Here is a 17,816-nt window from a genome sequence, read left to right on the forward strand (position 1 = left end):
CTCGTAGGCTCGGCGCCCGTCCCCGTCGAGGAGGTGCCGTGACGTCAGCGGAGTCAGCGGGCGAGCCCGACGCCCCGCGCCCGCCCGCCCGCCGGCGCTCGCCCGGCCGTCCCGACCGCCGGGCCGCGCGCCGGGAGCAGGTGCTCGACACGGCGGCGCGGATGTTCTTCGAGCGCGGCTACGAGGCGACGACCACGACGGAGATCGGCGCCGAGCTCGGCCTGCTCAAGGGCAGCGTCTACTACTACATCTCCAGCAAGGAGGACCTGCTCTACGAGATCGTGGAGCAGTACCACCGCGACACCCGGACCTACTTCGACCGCATCGAGGCCTCGGACGCGCCCCCGCTGGAGAAGCTGCGCGAGCTGATCACCACCGAGACCGCGCACACGGCCACGAACCTCACGCGGTCGAGCCTCTTCTACACCGAGTGGCGCTCCCTCTCGCCGGAGCGGCAGCGCACGATCGTCGCGGAGCGGGCGCGCCACGAGCAGGCCGTCCTGGCCTGGATCACCGAGGCCCGGGCGGCCGGGGCGGTCCGGGCGGACCTCGACCCGAAGATCGCCACGTACGCGATCTTCGGCATGGTCAACTCGGCGTACCGGTGGTTCCGGCCCGACGGCCGGCTCACCGCCGAGGAGATCGGCCGGGAGTTCTGCGAGCTCGTGCTGTCCGGGCTCGAGGTCCGCTGACTCTATAGAGATCCGCGACGATAGGCGCCGCGCTCGCGGAGGTGGGCGTCGAGCAGGACGCCGATGTGCCGGACGTGGCGGGCCATGGCCGCGCGGGCCGACTCGCGGTCGCCGGCGGCCAGGGCGTCGAGGACGTCGTCGTGGTCGTGCACCGAGGCGCGCTCCCAGCCCTGCACGCGGGCGTAGTAGTGGCGCGGCACGTAGCTCACGGTCTGGCGCAGCAGCGCGGTGAGGCGGCCGGTGCCGCCCGCCCGGTTGATCGTCCGGTGGACCTCGTGGTTCAGCCGCTCGACCCGCTCGGCCTCGCCCCGCGCCGCGGCGTCCACCAGCTGCTCCTGCGCCGCGCGCAGGCCCGCGACGGCGTCCTGGTCCAGCAGCGCGGCCGCGCGGGCGGCGAGCTCGCCGGCCACGTAGGCCTGCACGCCGAACAGGTCCTCGACGTCGCCCGGGGTGAGCGGCAGGACGCGGTAGCCCCGCCGGGGCTCCCACCGGATCGCCCCCTCGCCCTGCAGGATCATCAGCGCCTCGCGCACCGGCGTCGCGCTCACCCCGAGCTCCGCGGCGAGGTGCTCGGTGCGCAGGTAGCCGTGGCCGGGCAGGTCACCGACCATGATCGCCTCCCGGACGTGGGACGCGACACTCTCGCTCAGTTGGCGACCGTCGGGCATGGACACAGCCTACTTTCCATAGAATCCTCGCGGCTGTCCGCCTCAGCCGACCACGGGGAGCCCACCGTGACCGACCACGACCTCGACCCCGACGAGCAGGACATCGTCGAGCTGGTCCGCCGGTTCGTCGACAAGGAGGTGCGCCCGGTGGTGCGCGACCTCGAGCACGGCGACGTCTACCCCGGCGAGCTCATCGACCAGATGAAGGAGCTCGGCGTCTTCGGCCTGGCGATCCCCGAGCCCTGGGGCGAGGCCCGGGTGTCGACGCCCTGCTACGCGATGATCACCGAGGAGCTGGCACGCGGCTGGATGAGCCTCGCCGGCGCGATGGGCGGGCACACGGTCGTCGCCAAGCTCCTGCTCGCCTTCGGCACGCCCGAGCAGCGCGACCGTTACCTGCCCGGGATGGCCACCGGCGAGCTGCGGGCGACCATGGCGCTCACCGAGCCCGACGGCGGGTCCGACCTGCAGGCGATGCGCACCCACGCCCGCCGCGACGGCGACCGGTACGTCGTCGACGGCGCCAAGACCTGGATCACGAACGCCCGCCGCGCCGGCCTCGTCGCCCTGCTGTGCAAGACCGACCGGCACGCCGAGCCCGCCCACCGGGGCATCTCGATCCTGCTCGTCGAGCGGGACACCCCCGGCTTCACCGTCACCCGCGACCTGCCCAAGCTCGGCTACAAGGGCGTCGAGAGCTGCGAGCTGACCTTCGAGGACGCGCGGGTGCCGGCCGACGCGCTGCTGGGCGGCGTCGAGGGCCGCGGCTTCGCCCAGATGATGCGCGGCCTCGAGATCGGCCGCATCCAGGTGGCGGCGCGGGCCACCGGCGTCGGGCGCGCGGCCTTCGACGACGCCCTGCGCTACGCCCAGGAGCGCCACAGCTTCGGGCGGCCGATCTGGCAGCACCAGTCGGTGGGCGACCTGCTGGCCGGCATGGGCACCCGCCTCACCGCCGCCCGCCAGCTGCTGCTGCACGCGGCGCGCCGCTACGAGTCGGGGGAGCGCAGCGACCTCGAGGCCGGCATGGCCAAGCTCTTCTGCTCGGAGACCGCGATGGGCATCGCGCTCGACGCCATCCGCGTGCACGGCGGCTACGGCTACTCGACGGAATTCGACGTCGAGCGCTACTTCCGCGACGCGCCGCTGATGATCGTCGGCGAGGGCACCAACGAGATCCAGTCCGGGGTGATCGCGCGGCAGCTGGTGAGCCGGGGCGCGCTGCCGTGAGCGGTGGGGCCGTCCGGTCCCTTGACGCGGTGCGGCGGTGGCGCGAGCGTGTCGACGCCGACGTCGTCGAGAGGGGATCGCGAGATGGCCGAGCACGAGCGCCCCGGCGAACAGGGGGATCCGCCCTCGCTGCCCGAGACGGTCGCCCGGGAGCGGGCGGCGGAGGAGGCGGCCGACGCCGACAGCGCGACCTCGATCGCGAGCACCGAGCGTCGCGGACGGCACGCGCACGACGGGGACGACTCCCTGCCCGCGACCGAGGAGCGCGAACGGGCGCACGAGCGGGAGGCCGACGCCGAGCAGGCGCGCCGCGACGACCCCTCGATCCCGGGGACGGAGCACCGCGAGCGGGAGTGAGTCAGGCCGGGGTCGCCAGCCGGGCCCGCAGGCCGGTGATCATCAGGTCGAGCCCGTGGCGGAACAGCGCCTCGTGGTCGTGCGCCGCCGTGTGCTCGGCGAGCACCGGCGCCAGGGCCGCGAGGTGGGGGTAGGCGCGCGCGTCGGGCGCCGGGGCGTGCCCGTCGGGGCCGACGGGTCCGTCCGACGGGCGCTCGCGCTCCGCGTGGTACTCGATCGCCGAGCCGATGACGAGGTTGCCCACGGCCTGCACCGACGAGAACGCGTCGGCGGGGGAGAAGCCGGCGTCGACCAGCGTCCCGAGCACCTGCTCGACGGCGGGCAGCGACGCGGACGTCGGCCGGTTGCCCGCGACGATGCGGGCGGCGTCGCGGTGGGCGACGAGCGCGCGGTACTGGCGCACCGCGCGGTCACGCAGCCAGTCCGCCCAGTCCTGGTCCGGGGCCGGCGGGCTGACGCGCCACTGGTCGGCGAGCAGGCGCTCGGCGACGTGGTCGAGCAGAGCGCGCTTGTCGGCCACGTGCCAGTACAGCGTCGGGGCGCTGACGCCCAGGTCGCGCGCCAGGCGACGCAGGGTCAGGCCCTCGAGGCCGACCTCGGCCAGGAGATCCACCGCGGCGTCCACGACGTCGTCGCGGGTGAGGGCCACGTGCACCTCCCTTGCCGTCTCTAACGCTGTCAGAGTAGCGTCTCTAACATTGTTAGGGAGGGGGGCGCGATGGACACCAGCACCGGGTCCGCGGCCGTGTCGGTCCGCGGGCTCGTCAAGCGGTACGGCGCGGTCGAGGCGGTCCGCGGCATCGACCTCGAGGTGGCCCGCGGCGAGACGTTCGGTTTCCTCGGCCCCAACGGGGCGGGCAAGTCCACGACGATCAACATCCTCTGCACCCTCGTCGAGCCGACGGCGGGCGAGGCCGAGGTCGTCGGGCTCGACGTCGTGCGCGACCGCGCGGCCGTGCGCCGACGGATCGGGCTCGTCTTCCAGGACCCGACGCTCGACGGCCCCATGTCCGGCGAGCAGAACCTGCGCTTCCACCAGGAGCTCTACGGCGTGGACCGCCGGCGCGCGGCCGCCCGCCGCGAGGAGGTCCTGCGGATGGTCGGGCTGTGGGAGCGCCGGGCCGACGAGGTGCGCACGTACTCCGGCGGCATGCGCCGGCGCCTCGAGATCGCGCGCGGCCTGCTGCACTCGCCGCAGGTGCTGTTCCTCGACGAACCGACCATCGGGCTCGACCCCCAGACGCGCGGGTCGATCTGGGAGTACGTCGCCGAGCTGCACCGCTCCGAGGAGATCACGGTCTTCGTCACCACCCACTACATGGACGAGGCCGAGCACTGCGACCGGATCGCGATCATGAACGAGGGGCGGATCGTCGCCCTCGACACCCCGGACGCGCTCAAGGCCCAGGTCGGGGCGGACCGCGTCACCGTCACCACCGACGACGACGAGGCCGCGCTGCGCGCCCTGCGCAGCGAGTTCGGCATCGAGGGCGCCGTGCGCGAGGGCGCGGTGACGATCGCGGTGCCCGACGGCGCCGGGTTCGTGCCGCGGCTCTTCGACCGGCTCGGCGGCCACGCGGTGACCATCCGCTCGGTGACCGTCACCCGGCCGAGCCTCGACGACGTCTTCCTCGCCCACACGGGCACGACCATCCGGGACGCCGAGGCGGGCCCGAGCATGCACCCCATGGCGATGCGGATGAGGCGCTGATGACGACCACGATCACCCCCGACGCGCTGCACATCCCCGAGAGCAGCCTCGCCACCGAGTGGCGCGCGGCCGCCGTCGTCTGGCAGCGCGAGATGATCCGCTTCGTCAAGGACCGCTCGCGCATCCTGTCGTCGCTGGCCCAGCCGCTGCTGTTCCTGTTCGTCCTGGGCACGGGCCTGGGCTCGCTGCTGACCACGAGCGCGGGCGGCTCGGTCGGCTTCACGACGTTCCTGTTCCCGGGCGTCATGGCCATCTCGGTGCTGTTCACCGCGGCGTTCGCCGGTATCTCCATCGTGTGGGACCGCGAGTTCGGGTTCCTGCGCGAGATGCTCGTCGCGCCGGTGTCGACGGCGTCGATCCTCGTCGGCAAGGCCCTCGGGGGCGCCTCGGTGGCGACGCTGCAGTGCCTGGTGCTGCTCGCGCTCGCCGGGCTCGTCGGCGTGCCCTACGACCCGCTGATGCTGCTCGGGATGATCGGGCTGATCTTCCTCATGGGTTTCATGATCACCGCTCTCGGCCTGCTGCTCGCCGCCCGCGTGCGCCAGGTGCAGTCGGCGATGCCACTGGTGCAGCTCGTGATCACGCCGCTGATGTTCCTGTCCGGCGCGCTGTTCCCGCTCTCGGGCCTGCCGACGTGGCTCGCGGTGCTCACGCACATCAACCCCATGACCTACGCCGTCGAGCCGCTGCGCTCGCTGGTGTTCGACCACCTCGACGTCGACGCCGCGACCCGCGCGCGCTTCGACCCGGGCATCACCTGGGGCGGCTGGACCGTGCCGGTGGGCGTGCAGATCCTCATCACCGTGGCGTTCAGCGTGCTGCTGCTGGCGCTCGCGGTGTGGCGGTTCCGGCGGACGGAGTGAGCGCCACGCCGCAGCGAGGGTCGCGCAGAGTAGCGATGTTGGGTTAACGTCGGCCTCTCTGTCACTCGATGGGGTGGTTGGCGATGGCTGAGCGTGGTGTCCTCGGGCGGCGCGCGGTGCCGCGAACGATCGCTGTGACGTGCGCGATCCTGCTGGCGACGGCCTGCGCCTCGACGACACCGACGGCGGGCGCGGCGCCGGCGGGTGCGGCGCCCGGCGTCGCGTGGGGACCCTGCGCACCCCCGCACGACCAGGACCCGGCCCTGCAGTGCGCCACGGTGCCGGTGCCGCTGGACCGGAGCGCGCCCGGCGGCCGCCAGATCGACCTGGCCGTCATCCGGCACCTCGCGAGCCGACCGCAGGAGCGGATCGGGTCGATGCTGGTCAACCCGGGCGGGCCGGGGCAGAGCGGCGTCGAGCTGGTCGAGGGCGGCGGATCCGACTTCGACCAATGGGGTGGCGGCCGGTTCGACGTCGTGGGCTGGGACCCCCGTGGCACGAACGCGAGCTCGCCGGTGGAGTGCTTCACCGACCCCTCCGCCGAGGCGGCCTTCTGGAACGGCGTGACCGTGCCGACGCCCGGGCCGGAGTCGGCGGCCTACCAGCAGCGGACGGTCGATCTCGCGCAACGGTGCGGCGCCGTGAGCGGGGAGCTGCTCGACCACATCTCCACCGCGGACACCGCCCGCGACCTCGAGGCGCTGCGCGTCGCCGTCGGGGACGAGCGGCTGACCTACGTCGGCCTGTCCTACGGGACGCTGATCGGGCAGACCTACGCCAACCTGTTCCCGGACAAGGTGCGGGCGATGTTGCTCGACGGGCTGATCGACGCCGTCGACGACACTGCCGGTGCCGAGGCCCGGACGGCGGCCAGCGTGGCCCACACCGACGAGGTGTTCGCGGCGTTCCGCGCCGCCTGCCAGACCGCGGGCCCCGGCCGCTGCGCGCTGGCGCGCCATCCCGAGCCGGTCGACCAGCGCGTCGCGCGCCTGTTCGACGCCGCACGGCGGGCGCCGATCCCGGCGCCCCACGCGGACCCGCCGGGCGAGCTGACGTACGGCGAGCTGCTGACCTCGACCTTCAACCCTCTGCGGGTCCCGGAGCAGTACCCGCAGTTCGCGGCCGACCTCGACGCCGCCGCGGACGGGGACGCCTCCGGCCTGGAGAGCGCGGCCCGGCAGATGGCGACGCCCGCGGCCGACCGTTCCGCCACCACGTCCTCGGCGATCTCCTGTCTCGACGGACCCGCCACCCGGCCGTCCACCGACTGGCCCACGGTGCTCCCCGACCTCACCCGCAGCAGCACCCTGTGGGGGCCGGTCCTCGGCTGGTGGCTGTGGGCTCCGTGCGCCTCCGGCTGGCCGGGCCGGCCCACCGACCGGTACTCCGGGCCGTGGAACGCCCGGACCACGACGCCGATCCTGCTCGTCAACAACCGGCACGATCCGGCGACCGGCTACCGCAATGCCCAGGCGGCCGAGCGCCTGCTGGGCAACGCGGTCCTCCTCACCTCGGAGGGGTACGGCCACCCGACCTACCAGGACCCCAGCGCGTGCGTCGACGCCGCGCGCGTGCGCTACCTCGTCGACCTCGTGACGCCGCCGCCGGGCACCGTCTGCCAGCCGGACGGCCCCCTCTTCCCCTGAGCCCGCGGCTCAGTCGAGCGGGAGGCCCAGCAGGGCGTTCTCGATGACCTCGGGCAGCGCCGGGTGGATCCAGTACTGCTTCTCGGCCATGGTGCGGGCGTCCAGCCCGAACGTGATGGCCTGGATCAGGGGCTGGATCAGCGACGACGCCTCGGGGCCCATGAGGTGGGCGCCGAGCAGGGTGCCGTCCGGGCTCGCGACGAGCTTGACGACGCCGGTGGTGTCCTCCATCGCCCAGCCGAAGGCGACGTCGCCGTAGCGCTGGACCTTGGTGACGTAGGGGATGCCGCGCTCGCGGCAGTCCTGCTCCCGCAGGCCGATGCGGGCGACCTGCGGGTCGGTGAACACCGCCGAGGGCACGTGGGCGTTGTTCGTGCAGCGCGGCGCCTCGGGGTGCAGGAGGTTGTGGCGCACGACGGCCGCCTCGTGGTTGGCCACGTGCTTGAGCTGGTGCTCGGAGCTCACGTCGCCCAGCGCCCACACGCCCGGCACCGACGTGCGCTGCTGCTCGTCGACCACGATCCGCCCGTCGGGGTGCGTCGCGAGGCCGCCGGCGGCGGCATCGAGCCGGTCGCCGTTGGGGATGCGGCCGGCGGCGACGAGCAGGGCGTCGGACTCGATCGTGCCGTGCGGGCAGTGCAGCAGGATCGTGCCGTCGGCGCGCCGTTCGGGCGGGGCGCTCGGGGCGGCGTCGAGCAGGACGTTCCAGCGGTGCGCGGCGAGCTCGGTGAACCGGGCCGAGATCTCCTCGTCCTGGTCGCGCAGCAGCGCCGGGCCGCGGGTCGCGATGGTGACCTCGGAGCCCAGCGCCGAGAACACGTGCGCGAACTCCGCGGCGATGTAGCCGCCGCCGACGATCGTGAGCCGGCGGGGGACGTCGTCGATACGCATGACGTCGTCGGAGGTGTGGAAGGGGACCCCGCTGTCGGCGATCATCTCCGGCACGGCCGGGCGGGCGCCCGCGGCGACGACGACGCGGTCGCCGGTGACCTCCACGGGCTCGCCGCCGTCGGTGGGCGCCACCGCGAGCGCGCGCTCGCCGGTGAAGCGGGCGTGCCCGAGGTAGACCGTGGTGTTCGGCTGCTCGAACTGGCGGTAGCGCTGCCCGCCGCGCGAGATCGGGTCGATGCGGCCGAAGACGCGGTCGCGGATGTCCGCCCAGCGGATCTTGTCGATCGACGCGTCGACGCCGTAGGTGCCCGACCGGCGGATCGTCTCGGCGACGTCCGCGGCGTAGACGTACATCTTCGTCGGGATGCAGCCCACGTTGAGGCACGTCCCGCCGTAGACCCCGTGCTCGATGATCGCCACGTCCAGGCCGGCGAAGCGGTCGTCCGGGATGGAGTTGCCGGAGCCGGTGCCGATGATGACGAGGTCGTGGTGGGGCACGGCTCCACGGTAGTGCGCGATCGATCGGGGTGTGGCCCCGCGGCACCCGACGGTGGCCGAGGGCACCACCCGGTGTGGGTGGGCGGGGTCCGCGACGAGCGGTCACTGCGGTCTCCGCTCGTCGTGCACAGCTGACCGTTCGTCGCCACTCCCTCCACTCGACGGTGTCGTTTACCGACGAAAATCGACCGTTCGTCGTCGCTCGGCGGAGCGAACCTGCCCCGCAGCGCCTTGTCGCGCCCTCCGCGGGCTGCTGTCGTCTGCGGCCGACGGCGGATGACCGCTGAGCCGAACGGCTCTGAGGCGTCTCGCCGAACGGCCGAGCAGGAGGGGTGGGACGCATGACGGACGGCGCGCACGACGGGGTCGGCAGGCCCGTGCTCCCCGGGCTGCGACGGCTCCTCGTGCTCGCCGGGGTGTGCCTGCTGCTCGTCCTCGTCGCGGCGGCCGGCGCCTCGGCGGCGGCCGCCGCCGAGGGCACGCCGGGCGACGGCTCGGGGTCCGGCTCCGGCACGGGCTCGGGCGGCCTCGTCGTCGACGCCGGCACCCGCGTCGTGGGCGGCGCGCGGGCGACCACCGACGAGGCGCCCTGGGCGGTGTTCCTCACCGACGCCGGGGGGTTCCAGTTCTGCGGGGCCACGCTCGTCACGCCGACCAAGGTCCTCACCGCCGCGCACTGCATGGCGACCACGGACGCCGCGCAGGTGCGCGTCGTCGCCGGCCGCGACGACAAGCAGTCGACGGCCGGCGAGACGTCGACCGTCAGCCGGGCCTGGGTCGACCCGGGGTTCCAGGGCGTCGGGGAGGGCACCGACCTGGCCGTCCTCACCCTCGCGACCCCGAGCACCCGCACCCCGCTGCCGCTGGCCGGGCCCGGCGACGAGGGCCTCTACTCCGACGGTCGCGCGGCCCAGGTCTACGGCTGGGGCGCGACGTCCGAGAGCGCGCCGCCCTCGCGCTACCTGCTCACCGCCACCGTGCCCCTGCGCGGCGACGACTACTGCCGGGCCGGCGACACCACCTTCGACCCGCAGCGCCTGACGTGCGCGGGCTTCGACGCGGGCGGCGTCGACTCCTGCCAGGGCGACTCCGGCGGCCCGCTCGTCGCCGCCGGCAAGCTGATCGGGGTCACGTCCTTCGGCGACGGCTGCGCCCGCGCGGGGCGCCCCGGCTACTACGTGCGCGTCGCCGCGGTCAGCGCCGCGCTCGTGGCCCAGCTCGCCTAGCTCGCCCAGCTCGCCCGAGGGGGCACCAGACGTGCGGACCGGAGGGCAGACCGGTCCGGCACATCGGGTGCGGGACCCGGACCATCGCCCCCGGTCCGGGTCCCGCCCCGGGGACGTCATCTCAGCGAGCGCTCAGATGTCGTGGGTTAGGGTCGGCCCGCTCGTCTCCCGACCCGTTAGGACTCCTCCGTGTTCCCGTTCTCGGCCGTGGTCGGCCACGAGGACCTGCGCCTGGCCCTCATGCTCACCGCGGTCGACCCGGGCATCGGCGGCGTCCTCGTGCGCGGGGAGAAGGGCACCGCGAAGACGACGATCGTGCGCGCGCTGGCGACGCTGCTGCCGCCCGTCGAGGTCGTCGCCGGCGACCGGTTCTCGACCGACCCGGACGCCGGCGAGGAGAGCCCCGATGGGCCGTTCGCGGCCGACGCGGCCCGGGAGCGGCGTCCCGTGCGGCTCGTGGAGCTGCCCGTCGGCGCCTCCGAGGACCGCGTGATCGGTTCGCTGGACCTCGAGGAGGTGCTCGCGCGCGGGCGGGCCACCGTCCGGCCGGGCCTGCTCGCCGCGGCCCACCGCGGCGTGCTCTACGTCGACGAGGTCAACCTGCTGCACGACCACCTCGTCGACCTGCTCCTCGACGCCGCCGCCACCGGCCGCGCGCACGTCGAGCGCGACGGCGTCTCGCTGACCCACCCGGCCGCGTTCCTGCTGGTGGGGACCATGAACCCGGAGGAGGGGGAGCTGCGCCCGCAGCTGCTCGACCGCTTCGGGCTGACCGTGCAGGTCGCCGCGTCCCGCGACGTCGGCGAGCGCACCGAGGTCGTGCGGCGGCGCCTGGCCCACGATGCCGACTCCGACGCCTTCGCCGCCCGCTTCGCCGGCGACGAGGACGCCCTGCGCGCCCGGCTGGTCGAGGCCCGCGCGCGGCTCGGGGCGGTCGCGCTGCCCGACGCCGAGCTCGTGCGCATCTCGGCGCTGTGTGCCGAGGTCGAGGTCGACGGGATGCGGGCCGACGTCGTGCTCGCCCGCACGGCCGTCGCGCACGCCGCCTGGCGCGGGGCGGCGGCGGTCGACGCGACGGACGTCCGCGCCGCGGCCCGCCTCGCCCTCCCGCACCGGCGCCGCCGCGACCCGTTCGACGAGCCGCACCTCGGCGACGACGAGCTCGACGAGGCGATGGACAAGGCGGACGAGGCGGCGTCGGAGGAGCCCGAGCCGCCCGAGCCGCCGGAGCCACCGGAGGGCGGCCCGGGCGGTGGCAGCCCGCCCGACGGCGGCGGGCCCGACGGGGGAGGACCCGACGGCGGGGGCGCGCCACCGCCCGCGAGCGCGGAGGCGCCGGCGACGTCGTCCGCGGAGCCCTCCCCGGCGCCGCCCCCCGCGCCGTCCGAGCCCGAGCCCGCGGGTGTCCCGGTGGGCGCCCCGGCGCGCACGCGTCTGCGGGCCCGCCGGTTCGAGGTCCGGGGCACCGGCGAGGGCGCGCCCGGGCGCCGGTCGCGGGCCCAGGGCCGCCAGGGCCGGGTCGTGCGGGCCGTCCCCGACGCGCGCGGGGACACGACGCTGCACGTGCCCGCCACCGTCCTGGCCGCGGCCGGGCGCGGGGTGGGGATCGCGCGCGAGGATCTCCGGCACGCCGTGCGCGAGGGCCGCGAGGGCAACCTCGTCCTGTTCTGCGTCGACGCCTCGGGGTCGATGGCCGCGCGCCGGCGGATGTCCGCCGTGACCGGCGCCGTCGCCGCCCTGCTGCGTGACGCCTACCAGCGCCGCGACCGCGTCGGCGTCGTCACCTTCCGCGGGACGTCGGCGGCGGTGGCCCTGCCCCCGACGACGTCGGTGCACGCCGCCCACGCCCGCCTGCACGACCTGCGCACCGGCGGGCGCACCCCGCTCGCCGACGGGCTGCGCACCGCGCGGGCGGTGCTGCGCACCGAGCGCACCCGCGACCCCCGCCGCCGCGGGCTGCTCGTGGTGCTCACCGACGGGCGGGCGACGGCGTCGGGCGGGCTCGACGCGGCCCTGCACGCGGCCCGGGGGCTGGCGCGCGACGCCGGCGCGGCCGGGCGGGGCGCCAGCATGAGCACGGTCGTCGTCGACTGCGAGTCCGGGCCCGTGCGCCTCGGGCTCGCGGGGCAGGTCGCCCGGGTCGCCGGCGGCACCGTCGTCACCCTGGACGAGCTGACCGGCGAGTCCGTCGCCGGCGTCGTGGAGCAGTTCCGGGCCTCGTGAGCAGTTGCGGCCCGTATACGGGCCGCAACTGCTCACATCGGGAAGGAGGACAGGCCGTGCCGCAGGGCGTTCCGAGCACCGTGCCGCAGGACGGGCTGACGACGCGGCAGCGTCGCCGGCGGCCGCTGCTCGTCGTGCACACCGGGGTGAACAAGGGCAAGTCGACGGCAGCGTTCGGGCTCGCGCTGCGCCAGTGGACGGCCGGGTCGTCGATCGCGGTGTTCCAGTTCGTCAAGTCGGCCAAGTGGCGCGTGGGCGAGGAGACCGCCCTGCGCGCCCTGGGCGACGTGCACCGCGACACCGGGCAGGGCGGCCCCGTCGAGTGGCACAAGATGGGCGAGGGCTGGTCGTGGTCGCGCAAGCAGGGGTCCGAGGAGGACCACGCGGCCGCCGCCCGCGAGGGCTGGGCCGAGATCCGGCGTCGCCTCGAGGCCGGCGCCCACGACTTCTACGTGCTCGACGAGTTCACCTACCCGCTCAAGTGGGGCTGGATCGACGTCGACGAGGTGGTCGCCGTGCTGCGCGACCGGCCCGGCCACCAGCACGTGGTCGTCACCGGCCGCGACGCCCCGGAGGCGCTGGTCGAGGCCGCCGACCTCGTCACGGAGATGACGAAGATCAAGCACCCGATGGACGCCGGGCAGAAGGGGCAGAAGGGGATCGAGTGGTAGGAGACGAAGCGGAGCGGAGCTCGACCCGATGACAGCCCTGCCGGCACGCGTGGTCGTCGCCGCGCCGTCGTCGGGCAGCGGCAAGACCACCGTCACCACCGGCCTGCTGGGCGCCCTCGCCGCGCAGGGGACGGCCGTCGCGCCGTTCAAGGTCGGCCCGGACTACGTCGACCCCGGCTACCACGCCCTGGCCGCCGGTCGCCCGGGCCGCAACCTCGACCCCGTGCTCGTCGACCCCGCGACGCTGCCCGGCCTCGTCGGGCACGGGGCGCGCGGCGCCGACCTGGCCGTCGTCGAGGGTGTCATGGGTCTGTTCGACGGGCGGATCGGCCGCGACCCCGACGGCGACGGCTCCACCGCCCACGTCGCCCGGCTCCTGGACGCCCCGGTCGTGCTCGTCGTGGACGCGCGGGGACAGGCCCGCTCGGTCGCCGCGCTGCTCACGGGGTTCCGCGCCTTCGACCCGCGGGTGCGCCTGGCCGGCGTCGTGCTCAACCGCGTCGGCACGAAGCGCCACGAGGAGGTGCTGCGGTCGGCGTGCGCCGAGGTCGGCCTGCCGGTGCTCGGGGTGCTGCCCCGCCACGCCGAGCTGGCGGTGCCGTCGCGGCACCTGGGGCTGGTCACCGCGGCCGAGCACGGGGCGGCCGCGCGGGCGGCGGTCGACGCGATGGCGGGGCTGGTCGCCGCGCACGTCGACCTCGACGCCGTGGTCGCCCTCGCGCGCTCGGCGCCGGCGACGGCCGCGCCGGTCTGGGACCCGGCCGCGGCGGTCGGCGGGCCGGTGGGCGGGGAGCCCGTCGTGGCCGTGGCCGGGGGGCCCGCGTTCACGTTCGGCTACCCCGAGCACGCCGAGCTGCTCGCCGCGGGCGGCGCGCGCGTCGTGACCGTCGACCCGGCCCGCGACGAGGCCCTCCCCGCCGGCACGGCGGGTCTGGTGCTGCCCGGCGGGTTCCCCGAGGAGCACGTCGAGGCGCTCAGCGCCAACGCGCCGCTGCGGGCGGCCGTCCGGGACTTCGCGGCGGCGGGCGGCCCGGTGCACGCGGAGTGCGGGGGCCTGCTCTACCTCTCCCGGACCCTCGACGGGGCGCCGATGTGCGGCGTGCTCGACGCCGACGCCGCCATGGGCCCGCGGCTTTCGCTGGGCTACCGGACCGCGACGGCCGCCGCGGACTCGCCGCTCGCGGCGGCCGGCGAGACCGTCACCGGCCACGAGTTCCACCGCACGGTGACGACGCCCCGCAGCGGGGCCGCGCCGGCGTGGCGATGGGACGGCGCGGAGCCCGAGGGCTTCGTCACCGGGGGCGTGCACGCCTCCTACCTGCACACGCACCCCGCGGGCCGTCCGGCGGGTGTGGCTCGATGGCTCCGCCACGTGAGTGGTAAGGGTCGTCATGACGACCCGAACCACTCACCTGGCCGGAGGCCCTCGTGACCGACCGCCGCGTCACCGTCGACGGGCGCACCGTCGCCCTCGTCGATCTCGGCGACCCGCAGGGCGCGCCGGTGTTCCTCTTCCACGGCACGCCGGACAGCCGGCTGGGCAAGGATTTCGCCGACGCCCCCGCCCGCGAGCGCGGGCTGCGCGTGCTGTGCCCGGACCGCGGCGGCATCGGCGGCTCCGACCCCGTCCCGGGCCGGACGATCGCCGGCTACGCGGACGAGGTCACCGCCCTCGCCGACGTCCTCGGCCTCGACCGGTTCGCCACCGTCGGCTACTCGGCCGGCGGCCCGTTCGCGCTCGCCTGTGCCGCGGGCTGCGGCCCGCGGGTGACCGGCACCGCGCTGATGGCCGGCGCCGGCCCGATCGACGACCGCCCGGGAGCCCGCGACGGGCTCGCCGCGTCCGACCTCGAGCTGCTCGAGACGATCGAGCAGCGCCCCGCCCGCGCGGCGACGATGCTGCGCATCCAGCGCCTCGCCACCAGGCTCGCGCCGAGCATGGCGATCAAGCAGATCGCGGGGGAGCTCGCGGCGCCCGACCGGGAGTTCCTCGCCCGCCGGCCGCCGGCCGAGGAGATGTCGTTCTTCCTCGAGTCGCTGCGCCAGGGGCCCGCCGGGGTGATCGAGGAGTACCGGCTCTGGGCGGGCCCGTGGCACCTCGACTGGTCCGCCGTCACCGCACCCGTGGAGATCTTCCAGGGTGAGGAGGACGGCATGGTGCCGATGCACCACGCCGAGGACATCGCCGCCCGGTTGCCGGCCGGCCTGGCCCGCGTGCACCGGCTCCCGGCGACCGGCCACCTCTCCATCCAGGACCACATCGGCGACGTCCTCGACGCCCTGGCGACGCCGTAGATGGTCGTCCTCGGCGTCGGGATCGAGCCGGGCACGCCGCTCGCGCACCTGCGGGAGGCCGTCGACGTCCTGGGTATCGCCCGCGTGGACGTCGTCGCCACCATCGACACCCGCGCCACCGAGCCCGCGGTCACCGCCCTGGCCGCCGGGCGCGTGCTGCGCTGCTACCCGGCCGCGGCGCTGGACGCGGTCGCGGTGCCGACACCCTCGGCCGTGGTGCGCCGGCTGACCGGCACCGGCAGCGTCGCCGAGGCGGCCGCGCTGCTCGCGGCCCGGGAGCTCGGCGGGGGCGAGCTCGTCGTGCCGAAACAGCGCGGCCGCGGCGTCACGGTGGCGGTGGCGCGCTGAGCGCGCCCTCGGCGACGAGCTCCCGCACCACGTCGACGACTGCGAGGACGGCCACGTCGGCGGTGTCGGCCCGCCACACGAGGTGGTGCTCCACCAGCAGCGGCGGGCCCTCGAGGGGCAGCGCGACCGCGCCGGTGCCCGCGACGCCCGCGGCGGCGCGCTCGGTGGTCAGCCCGATCGCGGTGCCGGCGAGCACCAGGGGCAGCAGCCGGTCGAGCCGGACCGCGTCCTGGCGGGCGACGGTGACGCGGGTGCCGCGGGCGGTGAGCTCGCGGACGTAGTGGTCGTGCACCCACGGGTTGGTGCGGCGCGGCACGAGCGCCAGCGGGCGGCCCGAGAGCGCCACCGGGTCGACGGCCCCGGCCGCGGCGAGAGGGTCGTCGGCCCCGACCACGACGACGATCCGCTCGCGGGTGGTGCACAGCGACGTGAGCTCCGGCGGCAGCGCGGGCTGCCAGACGTGACCGACGGGCAGGCGGCGCTCGACGATCGCCCGCAGCTGCTCGCGGGTGCCCAGCGGGACGGGCACCGGGTGCACCGGCGGGTCCCGACGCGCCAGCCGGGGCGCGGCGAGCTCGAAGAGCCGCGACCCGAGGTCCTCGGCGTAGCCGACGCGGACCTCCCCGCCGCCGGCCGCTGCGGCACGCCGCGCGACCTCGCCGGCCCGCCGGGCCGCGAGCACCGTCGCCCGGGCCTCGGGCAGGAACGCCTCGCCGACCGCGGTGAGCGCCACCCGCCGGCTCGTGCGGGCGAACAGCGGCGCGCCGAGCTCGCGCTCGAGGCGGCGGACCTGCTCGCTCACCGACTGCTGGCGCACGTGCAGGCGCTCGGCGGCCCGCCCGAAGTGGCGTTCCTCGGCGACCGCGAGCACGTACTCGAGCTGCCGCAGCTCCACACCGGCAGGCTATGCCTGTCGGACCGTGGCGCTCGACGCCGTTGATCCGCGGCCCGGCCGGGCGTGGGGTGGAACCCATGAAGACCTGGTTCGTCACCGGCGCCTCCCGCGGGCTGGGCCGCGAGCTCACCGAGCAGCTGCTCGCCCGCGGCGACCGCGTCGCCGCCACCCTGCGCCACCCCGACCAGCTCGACGACCTGCGCGCCGCCCACGGCGACCGCCTCTGGGTCCGGGCCCTCGACGTCACCGACACCGCGGCCCAGCGCCAGGTGGTCGACGCCGCGTTCGCCGCGCTCGGGCGCATCGACGTCGTCGTGCCCAACGCCGGGCTCGGCGTGTTCGGTGCCGCCGAGGAGCTCGCCGACGACGACGTCGAGCGCGTGCTCGCCACCAACCTGACCGCGGTCGTGCAGCTCGTGCGGGCCGTCCTGCCCCACCTGCGCGCGCAGGGCGGGGGACGGCTGATGCCCGTGTCGAGCATGGGCGCGCACGTCACCTTCCCGGCGTTCTCGCTCTACCACGCCAGCAAGTGGGGCCTGGAGGGCTTCGCCGAGACGGTCGCGGCGGAGGTCGCGCCGCTCGCGATCGACGTCGTCCTCGTCGAGCCGGGGATGATCCGCACGACGTTCTACGACGCCGCCCGCACCGCCCCGGAGCTCCCCGCGTACGGCCACCTGCACGGGCCGCGGGTCGCGGTCGAGGACATGCCCGGCGACCAGGCCCGCACGGTCGCGGAGATCATCGCCGCCGGGGACGCGCCGCGCCGCGCCGACGGCGTGCCGCGCCGCGTGCTGCTCGGCTCGGACGCCTGGTCGCTGGTCACGACCGCACTGCGCCGGCGGCTGGACGAGGCCGAGGCGCAGCGGGAGACGGCCGGGGCCACCGACCTGCCCGCCGTGCGGTCATGAGGCGGCGTCGAGCAGCACGTCCCGCAGCTGGTCGGGCGCGTCGCGCATGAGGTTGTGGGCCGCGTCGAGCTCGTGGACGGTCCAGCCCGGCTCGCCGCGCAGCCGCGCGAGGGTCGGCCCGAACGGCGACGGCGTCCCGCCCCAGTTCGTCGCGTAGACGTAGACCCGGCGCGTGCGCGACAGGTCGGTCCGCAGCCGGGCCGGCTGCTCGAGCGTGGCCAGTGGGTGGTCGGTGGCGCGGGGGTCGAAGAACCCCGGGCGGGGGACCAGCCCGGTCGCCCGGCCTTCGTCGTACCAGGCGCGCTGGGCGTCGTCGGTCATCGACCGCGCGGTCTCGCCGTCGCGGGGGACGAAGGCGTCGAGGTACACGAGCGCGGCGACCTCCTCCGGGCGCCGGTCGGCGGCCACGGTCATCGGCACCCCGCCGTAGCTGTGCCCGGCGAGGACCACGGGCCCTCCCGCGGCGTCGAGGGCCGCGACGACGTCGGCGACGTGGGTCTCGAGGTCCACGGCCGGGTCGGGCGCGACGTCCGGGTCGCCGACGGAGGTGAGCGTCAGCGCGTCCACGGTGTGGCCGGCGGCGCGCAGCTCGGCGGCGAGGTCGTCGAAGCACCAGCCGCCGTGGCACATGCCGGGCACGAGCACGTAGGTCGTCATGGTCGGAGAGCCTGCTGGTCGCCCGGCCATGCGTCCA

General features: G+C 75.8%; 18 protein-coding genes. 13 read left to right on the forward strand and 5 right to left on the reverse strand.

Annotated features, from left to right (window positions below):
* Window positions 1-38 precede the first annotated feature (38 nt).
* Window positions 39-692 carry a TetR/AcrR family transcriptional regulator gene (locus ABD994_RS16135; RefSeq protein WP_345416748.1) on the forward strand — a complete coding sequence of 218 codons (654 nt, stop codon included), beginning with the start codon at window positions 39-41 and terminating at the stop codon, window positions 690-692.
* Between the two features lie 2 nt (window positions 693-694).
* Here the strand turns inward: ABD994_RS16135 and ABD994_RS16140 are convergent, their stop codons facing one another.
* The gene (locus ABD994_RS16140) at window positions 695-1,360 is read right to left on the reverse strand and encodes a GntR family transcriptional regulator (RefSeq protein WP_345416751.1); all 666 of its coding nucleotides are present in this window, start codon (window positions 1,358-1,360) and stop codon (window positions 695-697) included.
* Between the two features lie 66 nt (window positions 1,361-1,426).
* On the opposite strand from ABD994_RS16140, the gene ABD994_RS16145 reads away from it, so the two are divergent.
* Together ABD994_RS16145 and ABD994_RS16150 are read left to right on the forward strand one after the other, a co-directional pair.
* Complete coding sequence (locus ABD994_RS16145) at window positions 1,427-2,590, forward strand: acyl-CoA dehydrogenase family protein (RefSeq protein WP_345416755.1); 1,164 nt, start codon at window positions 1,427-1,429, stop codon at window positions 2,588-2,590.
* Window positions 2,591-2,674: 84 nt separating this feature from the next.
* Window positions 2,675-2,947, forward strand: coding sequence for a hypothetical protein (locus ABD994_RS16150; protein WP_345416758.1), 273 nt, complete (start codon window positions 2,675-2,677; stop codon window positions 2,945-2,947).
* 1 nt (window position 2,948) lies between these two features.
* Here the strand turns inward: ABD994_RS16150 and ABD994_RS16155 are convergent, their stop codons facing one another.
* The gene (locus ABD994_RS16155; protein WP_345416761.1) at window positions 2,949-3,596 is read right to left on the reverse strand and encodes a TetR/AcrR family transcriptional regulator C-terminal domain-containing protein; all 648 of its coding nucleotides are present in this window, start codon (window positions 3,594-3,596) and stop codon (window positions 2,949-2,951) included.
* A gap of 69 nt (window positions 3,597-3,665) precedes the next feature.
* On the opposite strand from ABD994_RS16155, the gene ABD994_RS16160 reads away from it, so the two are divergent.
* The 3 genes from ABD994_RS16160 (at window position 3,666) to ABD994_RS16170 (ending at window position 7,167) form a co-directional block, all read left to right on the forward strand.
* A complete protein-coding gene (locus ABD994_RS16160) occupies window positions 3,666-4,658 on the forward strand; it encodes an ABC transporter ATP-binding protein (protein ID WP_345416764.1) in 993 nt (330 codons plus the stop codon).
* Window positions 4,658-5,521, forward strand: a complete 864-nt coding sequence (locus ABD994_RS16165) for an ABC transporter permease (protein ID WP_345416767.1) — start codon at window positions 4,658-4,660, stop codon at window positions 5,519-5,521. Before ABD994_RS16160 ends, ABD994_RS16165 begins: the two co-directional genes overlap by 1 nt.
* A gap of 83 nt (window positions 5,522-5,604) precedes the next feature.
* Window positions 5,605-7,167 (forward strand): alpha/beta hydrolase, encoded by a 1,563-nt coding sequence (locus ABD994_RS16170; protein ID WP_345416770.1) that lies wholly within the window; start codon window positions 5,605-5,607, stop codon window positions 7,165-7,167.
* A 9-nt stretch (window positions 7,168-7,176) separates the two neighbouring features.
* Here the strand turns inward: ABD994_RS16170 and ABD994_RS16175 are convergent, their stop codons facing one another.
* Window positions 7,177-8,556: a mycothione reductase gene (locus ABD994_RS16175; protein WP_345416773.1), complete on the reverse strand. Its 1,380-nt coding sequence runs from the start codon at window positions 8,554-8,556 to the stop codon at window positions 7,177-7,179.
* 341 nt (window positions 8,557-8,897) lie between these two features.
* On the opposite strand from ABD994_RS16175, the gene ABD994_RS16180 reads away from it, so the two are divergent.
* From ABD994_RS16180 to ABD994_RS16205, 6 genes are all read left to right on the forward strand, one after another.
* Complete coding sequence (locus tag ABD994_RS16180) at window positions 8,898-9,782, forward strand: S1 family peptidase (RefSeq protein ID WP_345416776.1); 885 nt, start codon at window positions 8,898-8,900, stop codon at window positions 9,780-9,782.
* 240 nt (window positions 9,783-10,022) lie between these two features.
* Complete coding sequence (locus ABD994_RS16185) at window positions 10,023-12,005, forward strand: VWA domain-containing protein (protein ID WP_345416864.1); 1,983 nt, start codon at window positions 10,023-10,025, stop codon at window positions 12,003-12,005.
* Window positions 12,006-12,061: 56 nt separating this feature from the next.
* A complete protein-coding gene (cobO, locus tag ABD994_RS16190) occupies window positions 12,062-12,676 on the forward strand; it encodes a cob(I)yrinic acid a,c-diamide adenosyltransferase (protein ID WP_345416779.1) in 615 nt (204 codons plus the stop codon).
* Between the two features lie 28 nt (window positions 12,677-12,704).
* Entirely contained in the window at window positions 12,705-14,108 is a 1,404-nt protein-coding gene (locus ABD994_RS16195; protein WP_345416782.1) for a cobyrinic acid a,c-diamide synthase CobB, read from the forward strand.
* Window positions 14,105-14,971, forward strand: a complete 867-nt coding sequence (locus ABD994_RS16200; RefSeq protein WP_345416785.1) for an alpha/beta fold hydrolase — start codon at window positions 14,105-14,107, stop codon at window positions 14,969-14,971. The genes ABD994_RS16195 and ABD994_RS16200 overlap by 4 nt, the downstream gene beginning before the upstream one ends.
* A complete protein-coding gene (locus ABD994_RS16205) occupies window positions 14,972-15,319 on the forward strand; it encodes a cobalamin biosynthesis protein (protein ID WP_345416788.1) in 348 nt (115 codons plus the stop codon). It begins immediately after the preceding gene.
* Here the strand turns inward: ABD994_RS16205 and ABD994_RS16210 are convergent.
* Window positions 15,297-16,214 carry a LysR family transcriptional regulator gene (locus ABD994_RS16210; protein WP_345416791.1) on the reverse strand — a complete coding sequence of 306 codons (918 nt, stop codon included), beginning with the start codon at window positions 16,212-16,214 and terminating at the stop codon, window positions 15,297-15,299. The genes ABD994_RS16205 and ABD994_RS16210 overlap by 23 nt on opposite strands.
* Window positions 16,215-16,291: 77 nt before the next feature.
* Here ABD994_RS16210 and ABD994_RS16215 point away from each other — a divergent pair, with 77 nt between their 5' ends.
* Window positions 16,292-17,122, forward strand: a complete 831-nt coding sequence (locus ABD994_RS16215) for an SDR family oxidoreductase (protein ID WP_345416794.1) — start codon at window positions 16,292-16,294, stop codon at window positions 17,120-17,122.
* On the opposite strand, the gene ABD994_RS16220 is transcribed toward ABD994_RS16215, so the two are convergent.
* Window positions 17,117-17,779, reverse strand: a complete 663-nt coding sequence (locus ABD994_RS16220) for an alpha/beta fold hydrolase (protein WP_345416797.1) — start codon at window positions 17,777-17,779, stop codon at window positions 17,117-17,119. The genes ABD994_RS16215 and ABD994_RS16220 overlap by 6 nt on opposite strands.
* Between the last annotated feature and the right edge of the window lie 37 nt (window positions 17,780-17,816).

The organism is Actinomycetospora chlora, from assembly GCF_039542135.1.
In the GTDB taxonomy this organism is placed as follows: domain Bacteria; phylum Actinomycetota; class Actinomycetes; order Mycobacteriales; family Pseudonocardiaceae; genus Actinomycetospora; species Actinomycetospora chlora.